Below are 15026 nucleotides of genomic sequence, written 5' to 3'. Positions count from 1 at the left end.
AGTTTAGGTTTTTCCCAAATAGTCAAACCATGCTTTTGTGGCTTCCTGAATTGAATCAGGTGTCCAGACTGGTGCTTCTCGCCACAGGTTGATGTTTGCCAACATCTGGGCTACCCCTTCGGGGAAAGGAACTTTTGGTTCCCATCCTAGGAGAGTTTTAGCTTTGGTGATGTCTCCCCAAGTGCAGTCTGGTTCTCCGGGACGTTTGGGGATGTGGACGATAGGGCCGCCCAATAGTTCCACTAATGTTAGGACACTTTGAGGATTGCCGGAGCCAATGTTGATAATTTCACCCGTTACATCCGATGCTGCTGCGGTGACAAAGGCTTCTACAACATCGCTGACGAAGGTGAAGTCTCTGGTTTGGGTGCCGTCTCCGACAAGGGTGAAGGGTTTTCCTGCTAATTTTTGAGCTAAGAAGACACCGAATACGGCACCGTAGGCCCCTGTAGTGCGCGATCGGGGCCCGTACACGTTAAAGAGCCGCAGGGAGAGGGCGGGGAGTTTGTAAACTTTTGCCCAGTGCATGACCATTTGCTCGCCTAAATACTTTGTCAAGCCGTAGGGGTGTTCGGGAGCACAGGGATAGGTTTCAGGTGTGGGATATTGGTCTGGGATGCCGTAGCAGGTGGAGGATGCGGTGTAGACGAAGCGTTGGATTTGAGCGTGGCGGCAAGCATCTAGCAGGCTAAAAGTGCCTTGAACGTTCGAGTGGTAGTATTGGCTGGGATTTTCGATCGACGGTACTAAGTCTGCCAGCCCTGCTAGGTGGAATACCCAGTCAATTCCTTCGAGGGTAGCGGGGGTGATGGTGGCTGCGTCTTGCTCGATAAAGGTAAATTTTTTATGCGTTTTTGCTTGTTCTAGGTTAGCGAGGCGGCCTACTATCAGGCTATCGAGACCTGTGACGGTGTGGCCGAGGGAAAGCAGGCGATCGCACAAGTGGCTGCCTATGAAGCCGGCGGCACCGGTTACTAAGCAGTGTTTAGAGGTAGTCAATCAGTTTATCCTCAAATATTGATATCATTTGACTTCCTTGAATTTGATAATAAACTCATCGGTTACAAACTTTGGATTAATTCCCAATACTTGTTACCTGCTTCTAGTTCTAGGTCAAAAATTGCTTTGAGAATAGTTCGAGCCATTTGCCATTGAATATCCTCTGGGTTAACTCGATAGCGCCCTAAATATTCTGTACAAATTTTTCTCAAGGAAATGTAGATTTTAGATTGTTTAGTGGTGGGACTAAAGGTATGGTTTTTGACAAAACTCATTAAGGTATCAATGGCTACATCTGCTGCACTATTTAAGAAGCAAAAATAGGCATATTTGAGTGTGGCCAATTCTAAACTTTCTCCTTGGTAGCGCTGACAAACCCAATCATATTTTCTTAAAAAAACACCATCCATGCCAATCAAGGTTCCGTAACGATCGGTATCAGGAACTAAGGGATTGGGATTACGAAATAAAGTAGGGCGTGGTACTCCCCGTCCAAAGTAGTCAAGGTTTAGGAAAAAGTAATCTCTTGCTCTTAGATGATTAAAAATCTCTGGAAACAGAGGCATACCTTTGTAAATATCCTCAAAGTGAAGTTCTACTCTAATACCTAAAACATTAGATGATACTTGGTTTTCTGCTCCTTCTAATATTTCTAGTTCAGAACCTTCTGTATCAATTTTTAGAAAATCAATATCAAGTTTACGACTTTCGGCAAAATCATCTAAAGCACAAGTTTTTACCTGAATAACTGATTCGATTTCCCCTTCTCCTGGTCGGTAAATTTTAAACCATTCTGAATCAGGATTAGGGGGATAAAAAGAGCAGTAACCTCTATGTTTTGTGATATAAAAATCACGTTCTCCGGCTTGTTTGTCTAATGCTAAATCAACGACTTCAAAACCTGGTTTAGTGTTATTAAGCCTTAGACGTTCTGCTTCCTGGGGGTCAGGCTCAAATGATAGGTAAAGTAAATCAGCAGCAAATCCAGACCAAGAGGGGTGCATTCCATAACGTCCACCGACATCAATTACAACAGTTGTACTTTCACTAGGTTTCATAAAGTTCTACTTACCAGAATTTTTGTAGCAGGATTGACATATTTTGGGGATATTTCCCTCTAGGTGTTCTCGTCTAAAGGCTTGCATTTTTTCGCTATTCCATTCCTTTGTTAATTGACGTGCATCGCCAAGTTCGTAAACTTCTGGATTTGCTAGTATACAACAGGGTACAATTCGCATATCCGAAGAAACATAGGCACGATAAAATGGCCAGGGACAGATATTTTTTGCATCAGTAGAGTCATATTTTTCATCTAGGAACCAGAAGGTAACATTGATATTATGTTTGTTACCCAGTGCAAGCAGTCGTTCAGCTTGAGAAAAGTCAAATTCTTTATGCTTATCAACTTTATCGTTAACTTCTCGCCATTTATCTTGTCCCCAGTCATTCAAGTCTAGTGAAAAGGTTAGGCGGTCGAATCCCCATTCCGAAGCAAGAGCAGGAAACATTTCTAACTCACCAAAATTAGCTTCTTGAACAACTACCCACATTCGTGTTCGCAGGCGATTCATTTGCCGAGCGTACTCATTGAGCAGTCGGCAATTTTTTTCTACTCTCTCAAAGTGACCTCCCCGCCTGATCTTCTCATAGGTTTCAGATGTGGCTCCGTCTATTGAAACGTGCAGTTCAGACACATCTGAATCAATTACTCGCTTGTAATTATCATTGATATGTAAAAGCGAGCCATTTGTTATTGATCGCACCCATATATACCTTTCCCTGGCATATTCTATCATTTCAAAGTAGCACTTTCCCAAAAAAGGTTCCCCCATACCCTGTAGCTTGATTTCAATCAATCCATACTGGCTATCAATCAGTGCTTGATAATCCTCAAAGGACATATCATCAGCTCTCTTGTAACCATTCCAATCACTTACTTGACACATAGTACAATGATAGTTACAACGACTAACATTCTCTATATCAAGCATTACAGGCATATAATCAACCAACTGACCTTTTTGAGATGCTTGGTATCTGAGATAATTTTCTTTCCTTTTTGGAAAATGATTGAATCCTGATTCTAGGTTTGATTGGTGAAGTTCAATATCGCGAAATGGTCGAGGTAACGTGCTTAATCTATCCATTTTTTTACTCCATTAATGTAAAGAATTTAACAGTCGCTATCATTTTTGCTCACAATTACAGATTCGCTGTCAAGATTTAGGTGTAAGGGTTCGGCGTTTTGCTCATACCCAGTTTTAATGCTTAACAGCTTATCCCCAATCAGAAAAGAAAGTAAAGTATGGATAAATGTTTTCCGCCTCCTTTTTTCTCGATTATTTTAGTATCTTCTACTGACTAATTTGCAGAAATGCTCATCTGGGCTTAAATGATCTTCACTGCCTAGTAACTCAGTATAGAAAGTGTTAACATCTTTAATGTCTACTTTTTCAAGAGATTGAGTTTCTTGTCTTCCCTTAACAACTGCTTGAGATAAGGGATTATCTAAAGCAGCAAAGTAATTAGGAACATAAGAGTTGCTCAAGTCTTCCCAGGGACAGCTACCAATTGCATTCTTTGTGCCTGATGGGGCAAAAATAGTCAACCGGGAATCATTATAGACCAAAGAAAACCCAAAACGATAAAACATATCTGTAGCCAAGGCTACAGAACCTACGCTAATTTTAGTATTCTGTTTGTAGCCCCATCCCTCAAATACAAAAGCTTTGAGAGAATTTTGACTCTCTAAGAAAGAACGAGCAATTCTTAAAGTAAACCTTAAACTGTCAAGATGCATCTCACATAGAGCATGGTTACAAGTTACAATATCGAATTCTGGAACAGATTCTGGTTTTAACTGGACGAATTCCCACCAGGGAATGTGTACTGCACTGCCATGTGGGATAGCACCAAGTAAGTCAGGAGTTATTTTTTCTTTTGCACATTCAAAAACATTTCCTTTAGAAATAAAGTTCCACAAATGATTTTGGTACAAGTAAAAAGCTTGAGTTACATCAGTGGCAGCATAAGGATAACCCTCTAAAAGTAACATTGCACCTAGGTAGCCAGAACCAGGACCTATTTCAAATACTCTTGGACGCTCATCACCAAATAAATACTTAACGTGACGTAAAACATTAATCATCCGAAGCAAGCTTGTTCGGGTTATTGCCTTACGCTGAAATTGAGATTCACTAAAATCTAAGACTAAAGATGTTAGCTTTTTTAGTAACTCAAATTCATGTTGAGTTAATCCACCTAGCAAGTTTACGTAATCATTCTCAAATCGTAATTCATGCAATACGTCGATGTATTTAAACAAGGCAGATTCCCGACTGACTCTTGTTGGGTAGCCTATTTCTTTGTTCCATAACACAGGTTGAAAAGCTTCTATGATTCTGTTCGGCAATTCTGCTAGGGCATCTTGCTCTTTATTGTCATATTCAGAAACACTCAAACTAGCCATAACTCATTTCTCCAAAATAAAGTAAGTGTAACGTAGGCGACATTGAAAACGCTCATGTCATGTTTGGTTTTCACCCAAACAATCGTAGCAGACAATTTTTGCTTAAATTTTGTTCCCAACTTATGTCTAAACCCTATAAATAATAGAATTGGACAAAACGAACAAAATTAGACAATTATTCTTTTAGTTGGCTTACTAACTCCATACATTGTTGAATAATGGGAGCAATATCAAGATATCGGTAGCTGCCAGCTCTGCCAATTGAAAATACCCTATCTGGTAGAATATCCAAATATTTTTTGGCTAGTTCTCTATCTTTAGTCGTAGGATAAGGGTACAATTTGTTTTTTAATGAAGGAATTTCTAGTCCTATCAATGTAGAAGATGCTTCATAGTTGTAGAACTTCTTATATTCCACAATCCGTGTGAATGGTTCATCATTCGCGTAGTAGAGAAAGTAAATCTTGGGCGGTAAAACTTCTGGGACTGGCAGAACAATCTTAAAAAATTCCCTGCCGATCCAACGGAGTTCACCAAAAACATTGTTTAACACAATATCTGGTGAAATTGTGTTGATAATTATATCATACTTAAACCATTCACCATTAATTTTCACTGAATAGTTTTCTATGTCATAAGCTTCTATTGTTGTGTTTAAATGAACTTCAGCTTTTTCGGTAGAAATGTCAAAGTAATCGTCGTAACCATTGATTTTGACAGGAAAAGCTGAAATTGCCTCTGTCCAAGCGGCCTTAGTTGCACCTGTCTTTAAAGCAACCCCTTTGGTTGTAAAAGAAAATTCAGTCAATTCTGTATTCGATTCAATTTTCCACATTTTTTTGGAATAGGACTCAACAAACTTACTGTAAAGAGTTGAACCAACAGACAAAAGCCAGAATTCTTCTAAATTTTTAGCAGATTGTACTTTATCCTCATCTAACTGATTTAACTCAGAAAGAATTTGATCCCTATCTGGCATTAAGTCAATATCATCTCGATGAATGGGAAAATTGTAAAATCCAGGATCGCGTTCAATGTAAGTCAAAAACTCATGATCTGGTATGCGCCTCATAGGAACATACTTATTTAGAAAGTCAAATAACTTTTCATCCTTGGTTAAAAAGTGCCTTGGTCCATAAGTGTATGGATGACCACCATAGAAAAAAGTCCTACAGCCACCCCCTAATAATGAACCTTTTTCAACCAAGGTTACGCTATACCCCATATCTGACAAAAGATGAGTAGCACAGCAGCCTGCAAATCCCCCGCCAATCACAAGTACCTTAATCATAATTACTCCTTTTGTTTTGCATATTGTTACCAGTTACTCTTTGCTAAAAAACATTGAATTATCATTAATTCACAATCTGAGCCAAAAAGCAAATATCTTTATTTTGAATAGATATATTGAACCGATTGGGCATCATATTGATGAAATTCAATCTTATTGCCATCGGGATCTTCTATCCAAAATTGCCAAGCACCATCACGGTCTGATCTGTACACATTGGCATTATAGCCTTTTTCTGTAATTAAATCGGCCCATTTATTGATGTCTTCTACCTCAAAACATAGATGCCTAAATAAACCACCAGAAGGTTTAGGTTCTTGTTCTTTAAAAAATTCAAGAAATGTTCCATTTTTGACCAACATAAATATACCATACAATTCACCATATGGATTTTTAAACTCATAAATTACCTGACAGCCAAGCAAATTACAGTAAAAATCTATAGTTTTTTGTAGGTCAGTTGCACCTAGACAAGCATGAGAAAGTCTTTTAATCATTGTGCTTAATAGATTTTGTCAACTACTTAATTTGTATTTCTGGCCAAGGCAAGATAAAATGTCCACCTCCTTCTATATATTCTTGATGTCTGTTCATAATTGGCTCTGAGTATCTCCAAGCTAATATAAACACATAATCAGGTTTGCGATCGTAGATGGCCGAAGATGGAAGTACCGGAATATGATCTCCAGGAGTAAACAGGTTATGTTTGGCTGGATTATCATCGACGATAAAGGTTAGTAAATCGCCAAGTTCAAAGAGATATAAGAACGTGGTAACACCTACGGATGCACCATAACCAGCTATCGTCTTTCCTTGTGCCTTAAGATTTTTCAGAAGGGCAATTAGTTGTTGCTTAATTTCAGATATTCTAGCACCAAGAGCGATAAAAGGTTCAGCACGATCTACGCCAAGACTTGTCTCCAATTCGATTAGTTTTTTCACAGAGGGTGAAACAGGGCGCAAACCTCCGGCAAGTTGCACAAAGCCCCTCAAAGAACCACCTTTAGGAGACACTCGATCTATATTTATCAATTCCATACCATTTTCTCGAAAGAACGATTCCAGTGGCTTGACTGAAAAATAACTCAAATGCTCATGATAAATATAGTCAAAAATACCTTTTTGTAGCAAATCAACTATGTAGCCAGTTTCAAACACAAAAACCCCATCAGGTGCTAGTAATTCCCGAACTCCGGCAAACATATCTTTTAAATTATCAATGTTTGCGAAGGTATTATTAGAAGTGATTATGTTCGCGACTCCTCGCTCTTCCCTAATTTGAATTCCTACAGCAGAGTTAAAGAAAACAGGCAAAGTTTCCACTCCTGATTCAGTTGCTTTTCTGGCAATTTCAACGGCTGGTTCTATTCCCAAAACTCGTAAACCTTTTTTTTGGAAACACCTTAGTACAGTACCGTCATTACTCCCAACATCTACTACAAATCCTTCAGATGGAGGACAAACCCATTGTATTACATCCTCGGCATATTTCTGGAAATGTTCAACTAAACCTAAAGAAACTGAAGTTGTATAAATAAAATTTTTGTACAACACTTCTGGATCTATAACATCCAGCAACTGTACTAGACCGCAATTATGGCATAAAAACAAATCTATTGGATAAACATCCTGAATTTCATTCAGACGATCGCTTGCGATGTAGTCATCCCCAACTGGTGTCGGCACAAATGGTAACACGAGTTGTAGTTCGTGGCTCCCACACAAACGACAGGTATCTCGACGGAATATTGACTTACTCATTTTTTGCTCCTTTCTTTTAGTCGAAACACTTAAATTATTTAATGGTGTCAATTGACGGGCCAATGACTCATGCCATTGTAAAGATATACCACCATCAACAACAATATTTTGACCCGTGATAAATGATGCCTTTGAACTACACAGAAATTCTACAACATTAGCAATATCTTCGGAAGTTGCCATCCGTCCCAAAGGAGTTATCTTTTTATAAAGACTATGAAGTTCTTCATTCTGATGATAAAACTCCTTGGATTCTTCTTTAATAACTGCGCCTGATGAAACGCAATTCACTCTTATTCCTCGATCGCCTAAAGCAACAGCATAAAAACGAACCATTTGGTTGATACCTGCTTTCGCAACATGATAGCTTAAAGGTTGTTCTTCTGCAATGAAATGACCAGCAGCAGAACTGACAATAACAATAGATTTTTCACCCTCATCAATAAATAGATTTTTCAAGCTATCAATTACATTTTTGGTCGCTGTCAAGCTAACTTCTATCTGTTTTGTCCAATCATCTTTTTCTCCTTTATATCGTTGACAAAAAATTACATTACTTAGTTTTCCGTTTTGAGATATAATATCAGCCAAAATTTGATACAGGTGTTCTTGATCCAACAAATCCACAACAGAGTAGTAAACATTGGCAATATTATGCAGATCTGTTTCTGATGGAGCCCGTCTGCCAATAACCGATACAGTTTGACATTCTTGAGCTAACTTTTTTACCAAGATACGTCCTATACCTCTAGTACCACCGACAACAAGACTATGCTTTTTTTTCATACTAATTAATAACCTCCTACTGCAACAAATTTTTATACCTAGATAAAAAGGCACGTCCTAGCCGGGCCAATCCATAACAACTACTATGCTTCTCAGCAAGCATATCATAGCGCTGTTGCAACCTCTGATCCTCTTCTGTGTACTTTAGGTTCCCATCCAAATAATCTAACATTTCACGCACAACATCATTAATTTGTTCTGCGGTATTGTCCACAACTTTAATGTCCAACTCAGATAAAAGTTTAGTATGCCACATAGAACTCAAAGGAGGAGACAATACTTCAGCAAAAGTTAGATATCTTTGTTGGCTTTCAGACCAGTATAGCTTGGGAATAAAAATATCTTGGCTAGGCCAAGGTCGAGTGATCAACGGCACCCAGTTAGTTAGGACACATGGGACACCAAAAGTAGGGGGGACTAAACAAGGCCCAGAGTTTGAACCTAGAAAAAAGCGGCATTGCGACAGAAGAAACACATCCATCCAATCGCTTTTTTCTTCACTATGAGCATAGTCAATTACTTGTTTCATCGGTGACATTGGCATCATTTTACTGCTGCCTATACGGATCACCCATCCACCACTAGCTACAATAGAATTAATGGCTAACGAATATTCAGCAATATCCACATTACGAATGGAAGCTAACCCTTGTCGCTCATCATAAAAACTTGCTTCACGAATGTGGAAACAAACAAACCATGAGTCTTTGGACAGTCCTAAATTATGAAGAACAGACCAACCACGTTCTAAATCAGAATTTGATAACGTTAATAGTGGAGGACGCTTTTCAGATTCCCACTGTTTTTGCACCCTGGCTGCTGCCTGATAGAAAGGAATTACCTCCCCGTTGGGAAGATTGGCGATAAACACAGAATATTGCAACAATCTTGCAAGTGGCTGTAGACGCTGAACTTCTGATGGAGATGTAATTATTCTGATATATGAACCCCAGTAACCCAGCAAGGAAGAATTAGCAATTCGATTTGGGTCTGACAACAAAATAGTCTGTTCCAGAGGCTGGGATGTCAAAATTGCCTGTTTGACATAGTAATCTAATAGAGATATGTGACCAATAGCCTCAGCCCATTCCTCTGTAAGAAATTGGATTCCCATCTTGTCAAGTTGATGTGCTTTTGCTAAACTCTGCTTTACTTCTAACCCTCTGTCAAGAACGCTAAACCACTCATCAAGTTTACCCAAAAACCAATATCGAATTGCTATCGAAGCATATATCTCAATCCATTCTGGTTTCAGTTCTATTACCTTTTGCCAACACACAAAGGCTTCATCATACTGCTCAATTTCACTAAGTACATTGCCAAGAAATAGATAATAGTAGTGTTCAGATGGCTGATTGGGAATAGCCAGAGCTTTTCGGTAGTAAGTTACTGCTTCCTGTAATTTATCCTGCTCATGTAATACCATCCCTATATGCCAATGTGCGTCTGAACGGTGAGGATCAAACTCCAAAACTTTTTGGAAATTTTGAATTGCATTTTCAGGCTGCTTATCTGACATTAAAGTTCTGCCAAGTTGAAAGTATACTGTCTCGTTAGGCTGAAGGGTAATCACTCTTTCATAGCATTCAATTGCTGCTTTTAGCTGTTTTTTCAAATAAAAAGCATTGCCCAAATGATAGTGTGCTTCAGACCAGTCTGGACTCAAGGTGATTGCGTTTTGGAAATTTTCAATTGCTTTTTCCAGAAGATTATCCGCGTCCTTGACCGAGTTATAATTTTTTTCTACGCCACCCATTTGTGGGGCAATGGCTTGTTGATAATAAGCCATTGCATTGTCCACCGACAAAGGAGTTACACTTTTTTCATACAGATATTTGAGAGATAGACCTAAATAATAATGTGATTCTGGACAGCCTGGTTTGATAATAATTGTTTTTTGATAAGTATCAATCGCAATTTCAACCTTATCTAACTTTATAGAAATATCATAAAGGTATGCCAGTCCATCTTTCCAGCCTGGGTTCAGAGAAAGTGCTTTTTGATAATACTTAATAGCTTCTTCGGGATAATTATTGTCTAGGAGTAAGTTGCCAAAATTCCAGTATTCTTCCGAACTATTGCTTATATAGCTGTCTTCAAAATTTTTGCTGCTCAGATTAACAGCATTTTTAAGGTTATCAACTGCCTCAAAAATTTGGTCCTGTTTTAATAATGCCTTACCTACGCGCAAGTATTTTTCAGCGCTAATAGTTTTTTCCCAATCTGAACTAGGTAAGAGAAATTTCCAAGTGAGAGTATTTTCTTTTTCTGAATAGGAATCGATGTCGCTTGTCAACTTTTTCCGCTTTTGCACCTTCCCAGATTCTGGTAGTAGCCAAGCGTACTTGTGCAAAAATTCTCTTCCAATTGAAGTATGATCATTATTATCTATATGATTAGCTTTTGCTACAGAGTGATACCGCTCTTGTAACTCGCGATCCAAAGCTGTGTACTCAACTTGGCCATTAAGCCTTTGCAACATTTCCATAACCACAGCATTAATTTCTTCGGGACTATTATCTACAGCCCTAACACCTAACTCGGAAAGAGCCTGGGTACTAAAGGCATGACCTACGGGGGGAGACATAGCTTCATTAAAGTCAAGATAACGGTGTTTATTTTCAGACCAATATAATTTAGGGATAAAAATATCTTGACCGTACCAAGGTTTACTGTTTGTTCCCAAGGGAGCCCAGTTAGTCAAAACGCATGGCACTCCAAAGACTTCAGGAACCATACATAGTCCTGAACTTGTACCTATGAAAAAACGACATTGAGCACAAAGAAATACATCCATCCAATCGCTTTTCACTTGACTGTGGGCATAGTCAATTACCTGGTTCATAGCTGGTAGAGACTGCATTGTTGAATCCCCCATACGGATTACCCATCCACCACTCTCTACTATTGTCTGGATCGCTAAATAATATGTCTCAATTTCCACATTTCGATAATCTTGACACTGCTTCCCTTGATGATAATCACCATTAAACCCGTTACCTCTAGCGTGCAAACAAACAAACCAAGCATCTTTAGGAACTCCCAGAGATTGCAAACAATTCCAACCTCGGTCATAGTCTATACTTGACAGGGAAATTAATGGTGGACGCTTTTCTATTTCCCATTGTTTTTGTACGGCTGCGGCAATTTCATTGTAAATAGTTGTTATTCCATCAGCGAGTTTTACCGAATATAAAGTATCTGTCAAGTAGCTTACTAATGGGGAAAAGTTTTCGATGGCAACAGGATCGGAGATTATTTCTATATATTCTCCCCAATAGCTCACCATACAAGGATTTGCAGTATTACAAGGATCTACCAATGCAAGAGTGCGATTCTGCGGCAACCAGCCCAGAATTTTCATCTTTACATACCCATCTAACATACCTAGATGGCCAATAGCTCCGTACCAGATGGGGTCGAGAAACCTAAATCCCAATTTATCTAGTCGATAAACTTGTGCCAAACTATATTGAATATTGGATGCTATTTGAAGTATGTCAATCCAGATTTCACGCTTCCCACATAACAAAAATCTAATTCCAATCAAAAGATATCCCCATATCCAGTCAGGCTTTAGCTCAACCACCTTTTCCCAATAATAAATTGCTTCATCTTGACGATTGATTTCATCAAATGATATTCCTAATTGTAAGTAAGCTTCAGCTAGGCTAGAAATTATATCTTCTTCAAGATTAGGGTTAATTAGGAGTGCTTGTTGGTAACTATCAATTGCCTGATTCCATCGACCGCTAGCTGCTAATGACTTTCCCACAATGTACCAGTTATCCGGTTGCAGTTGCAGCAGCATTTCCTTGGCTTGTACGAACCCAGGATTGAGTTCTATCGCCCGTTGGTAAGCGAAAAAAGCTTCTCCTTCTTGGTTGAGTGTCACCAAACTATTGCCAAATTTTGCCCAAATATCCCAGTTATCCGGTTGCAGTTGCAGCAGCATTTCGTAGGCTTGTACGAATCCAGGATTGAGTTCTATCGCCCGTTGGTAAGCCGAAATAGCTTCTCCTTCTCGGTTGAGTGTCACCAAACTATTGCCAAATATTGCCCAAATATCCCAGTTATCCGGTTGCAGTTGCAATAGCATTTCGTAGGCTTGTACAAACCCAGGATTGAGTTCTATTGCCCGTTGGTAAGCCGAAATCGCTTCGGCTTCTTGCTTGAGGGTTACCAAAATATTGCCAAATTTTGCCCAAATGTACCAGTTATCCGGTAGGAGTTGCAGCAGCATTTCGTAGGCTTGTACTAACTTAGGATTCAGTTTGATTGCCCGGTAAGCAGAAGCTATTTCTGCTTCTTGCTTGAGTGTCACCAAACTATTGTTGTAATAGGTTTCTTCTATAGGGGGCAGGGATAATATCTTTTGGTAAATTTCAATAGCTTCGTCGAATTTCCCTTGTTTTTCCAGAACCAAGCCTAAATCATTCATGGCTTTGGCTAAGTTCTCATTACTGTTGTGAATATTTGGTTTTAAATTAATCGCATGATCGTAGGTGACTATCGCTTTCTGTAGACATACAGAAGCAGTAGATAAAATTAACTTTGCAATAAATTCAGGAGATTGGTGAAAACCCGCTACAATTTCTTGTCGAGTCATCCCGTTCATAAGATGTTGAAGGTAATGATTTTTCCCACTATCATCTGGCTCACGTTTTAGGTAATTCATATAAGATTTTTCTAAGAAATCCTCATCATTTAATTGAGAGGTTGTTTCCAAAAAATCTTCATTTCTAAGGTATTCTAAAGCACTGATATAGTTTTCGCTATCCCTGATTTGTCGTAGAACTTCTAATAATTTTTCACATAATTGCTCACATTCAGGCAAAGATTTTGAGTTAACCTCAAGTGCAAGCTGATAAAATGTATCGCCTAATTTATTGTAAAAGCCATAAAAATTTGGGTTGGAATTAATGGCTCGGTCATACTCCACGATAGCTTTGTCCCAATGACCAAGTTCTATCCAAATATCTCCTATGTTATGGTGGGACCAAGCAGAACTAGGATTTAACTCAATTGCTTGTTGGTAAGCATTAACAGCTTCATCCAATCGACCCAGCTTTGCTAATATTTCTCCCAAATTATGGTAAGACCAATAAAATCGGGAATTTTGTTCAATAGCTTGTGCATAGACTACGATAGCCTCTTCTAATTTATTTTCCTTGATGAGAGCGTTTGCTAGTTGTAAATAATTAACATTCATTTCCTTTCCTCCTATAATTAAAGAACCACACTATAGCAATCCTAAGTGAGTCGTAAAATTTTTACCCCACCCCAACCCTCCCCTTACCAAGGGGAGGGAGTAAGAAACTCACAAATGATTTAGGATTGCTATATCAACATTTGTTATCGTTCCGACCATCCAAACTTTTCGATAAATTCCTTTGGAATCATACTTGAAGCTTGATCCGCTTGTTCAGGAGTAAACACTTCTCGCCATTCATTAATACTCCCTTTGCGATAATGAGTTCCTTCCTTGAATTTCGGAGGTTCGGGAAAAGTAAATCGTGATTTTTCTATTTCATAAAAGTCTAAAATAGATTCCCAAAAAACCTGGGGATTAGTTGCCAAATCATCAAACTTGGTAAATAAAATTTTGGGGTGGAATAATGGATTTTTTTCGGCATCTAACCATCCTTGTATCCACTTGATAGCATAAGGCAAAAATCCGCTGTTAATTTCCCAGTCTATCTTTTCATTTAATGTCATCAAATAATAGCCTTCGGGATATTTGAAGTTTCTAAATAACTCTATTTGATTCCCCTCAGTTCTAGCTTTATTCATGTGAGCTATCCAAGATAGAATTGTTTGACGAGGATCTCGAACATTAACGACTAATCTGTCTAACGTTAGGCTAATTGCAAACACATTCCACTCAGAAGGATTTGTATGGTCTACCCACACACCTGACGTTACAGACCTATTGATGGAATTGTAGAATTTTTCCGGGTATGATAAATTCAAATAATAATCATTGATGCCACCAATGTTCCTGTTTAATGACAAACCCGGTAAATTCAATCCTTTCAACAACCCATCGCTAATATATATCGTTGCACTTTTAGGTAAGGAACATACAAAAATTGCCCCTAACTCTCCCTTGGCAAGCATTTGGTAAAATTTGATTTGATTTGACTTATAAAAGTTAAGCATTGCCTTTTCCCGCTTACTCTCCATTAAAAGTAAACGTCCCATTTCCCAAAAGAACTCTGAAGAGTAAGGATAGGTTTCTATAAGTCGTTTATCGTATTCAATTAATTGCTTTGATTCACTATCTTTAGACATTTGCTCTGCCAGATGGCGAAGTTCCTTTACCAAATCAGGTTTAATTGTAATATCTGTATCGGAACTATTAATTGAGTGGTTAATTTTTCGGCTCCGTGCTATCGCCTTAGCTAATTCGTAGTGTGTTTCTGCTAAATTAGGCTTAATCGAGATCAGTTTTTCGTATATTTCTATTGCCTTTTTCCAAGTGTTTTGTTTAGCATGGACATTACTTAATCTAAACAAAATGTCCCAGTTATCCGGTTGCAGTTTCAGCAGCATTTCGTAGGCTTGTACGAATCCCGGATTGATTTCTATCGCCCGTTGGTAAGCAGTAATTGCTTCGGCTTCTCGCTTGAGTGTCACCAAACTATTGCCGAATTTTGCCCAGATGTCACTGTTATCCGGTTGCAGTTTCAGCAGCATTTCGTAGGCTTGTACGAATCC

9 protein-coding genes are annotated in these 15026 nt (G+C 38.7%); all 9 read right to left on the bottom strand.

Annotated features, from left to right (window positions below; translation table 11 throughout):
* Positions 1–3: 3 nt before the first annotated feature.
* Positions 4–999, bottom strand: a complete 996-nt coding sequence (locus ACBR23_RS12165; protein WP_371119260.1) for an SDR family oxidoreductase — start codon at positions 997–999, stop codon at positions 4–6.
* A gap of 62 nt (positions 1000–1061) precedes the next feature.
* Complete coding sequence (locus ACBR23_RS12160) at positions 1062–2057, bottom strand: FkbM family methyltransferase (protein ID WP_371119261.1); 996 nt, start codon at positions 2055–2057, stop codon at positions 1062–1064.
* Between the two features lie 6 nt (positions 2058–2063).
* Positions 2064–3146 (bottom strand): radical SAM/SPASM domain-containing protein, encoded by a 1083-nt coding sequence (locus ACBR23_RS12155; protein WP_371119262.1) that lies wholly within the window; start codon positions 3144–3146, stop codon positions 2064–2066.
* 197 nt (positions 3147–3343) lie between these two features.
* Positions 3344–4468, bottom strand: coding sequence for a hypothetical protein (locus ACBR23_RS12150; protein ID WP_371119263.1), 1125 nt, complete (start codon positions 4466–4468; stop codon positions 3344–3346).
* A 175-nt stretch (positions 4469–4643) separates the two neighbouring features.
* Positions 4644–5759, bottom strand: a complete 1116-nt coding sequence (locus tag ACBR23_RS12145; protein WP_371119264.1) for an FAD-dependent oxidoreductase — start codon at positions 5757–5759, stop codon at positions 4644–4646.
* A gap of 98 nt (positions 5760–5857) precedes the next feature.
* Positions 5858–6256 carry a VOC family protein gene (locus ACBR23_RS12140; RefSeq protein ID WP_371119265.1) on the bottom strand — a complete coding sequence of 133 codons (399 nt, stop codon included), beginning with the start codon at positions 6254–6256 and terminating at the stop codon, positions 5858–5860.
* Between the two features lie 22 nt (positions 6257–6278).
* On the bottom strand, positions 6279–8306 hold the full coding sequence (locus tag ACBR23_RS12135) for an SDR family oxidoreductase (protein ID WP_371119266.1): 2028 nt from the start codon (positions 8304–8306) through the stop codon (positions 6279–6281).
* Between the two features lie 16 nt (positions 8307–8322).
* Complete coding sequence (locus tag ACBR23_RS12130; protein WP_371119267.1) at positions 8323–13518, bottom strand: TIGR04372 family glycosyltransferase; 5196 nt, start codon at positions 13516–13518, stop codon at positions 8323–8325.
* A gap of 143 nt (positions 13519–13661) precedes the next feature.
* On the bottom strand, positions 13662–15026 hold a 1365-nt coding region (locus tag ACBR23_RS12125), incomplete at its 5' end, for a tetratricopeptide repeat protein (protein WP_371125650.1).

Origin of the sequence: Microcoleus sp. (genome assembly GCF_041354475.1) — a bacterium.
Classification (GTDB): Bacteria; Cyanobacteriota; Cyanobacteriia; order Cyanobacteriales; family Microcoleaceae; genus Microcoleus.
The sequence above is the reverse complement of the archived record's forward strand: the minus strand, read 5'-3'. Positions and strand labels throughout refer to the sequence as shown.

Excerpts from the sequence above, each read along its gene's own strand:
- ACBR23_RS12160 (WP_371119261.1), bottom strand. The coding sequence starts at position 2,057 with ATGAAACCTAGTGAAAGTACAACTGTTGTAATTGATGTCGGTGGACGT.
- ACBR23_RS12155 (WP_371119262.1), bottom strand. The coding sequence starts at position 3,146 with ATGGATAGATTAAGCACGTTACCTCGACCATTTCGCGATATTGAACTT.
- ACBR23_RS12150 (WP_371119263.1), bottom strand. The coding sequence starts at position 4,468 with ATGGCTAGTTTGAGTGTTTCTGAATATGACAATAAAGAGCAAGATGCC.
- ACBR23_RS12145 (WP_371119264.1), bottom strand. The coding sequence starts at position 5,759 with ATGATTAAGGTACTTGTGATTGGCGGGGGATTTGCAGGCTGCTGTGCT.
- ACBR23_RS12140 (WP_371119265.1), bottom strand. The coding sequence starts at position 6,256 with ATGATTAAAAGACTTTCTCATGCTTGTCTAGGTGCAACTGACCTACAA.
- ACBR23_RS12135 (WP_371119266.1), bottom strand. The coding sequence starts at position 8,306 with ATGAAAAAAAAGCATAGTCTTGTTGTCGGTGGTACTAGAGGTATAGGA.
- ACBR23_RS12130 (WP_371119267.1), bottom strand. The coding sequence starts at position 13,518 with ATGAATGTTAATTATTTACAACTAGCAAACGCTCTCATCAAGGAAAAT.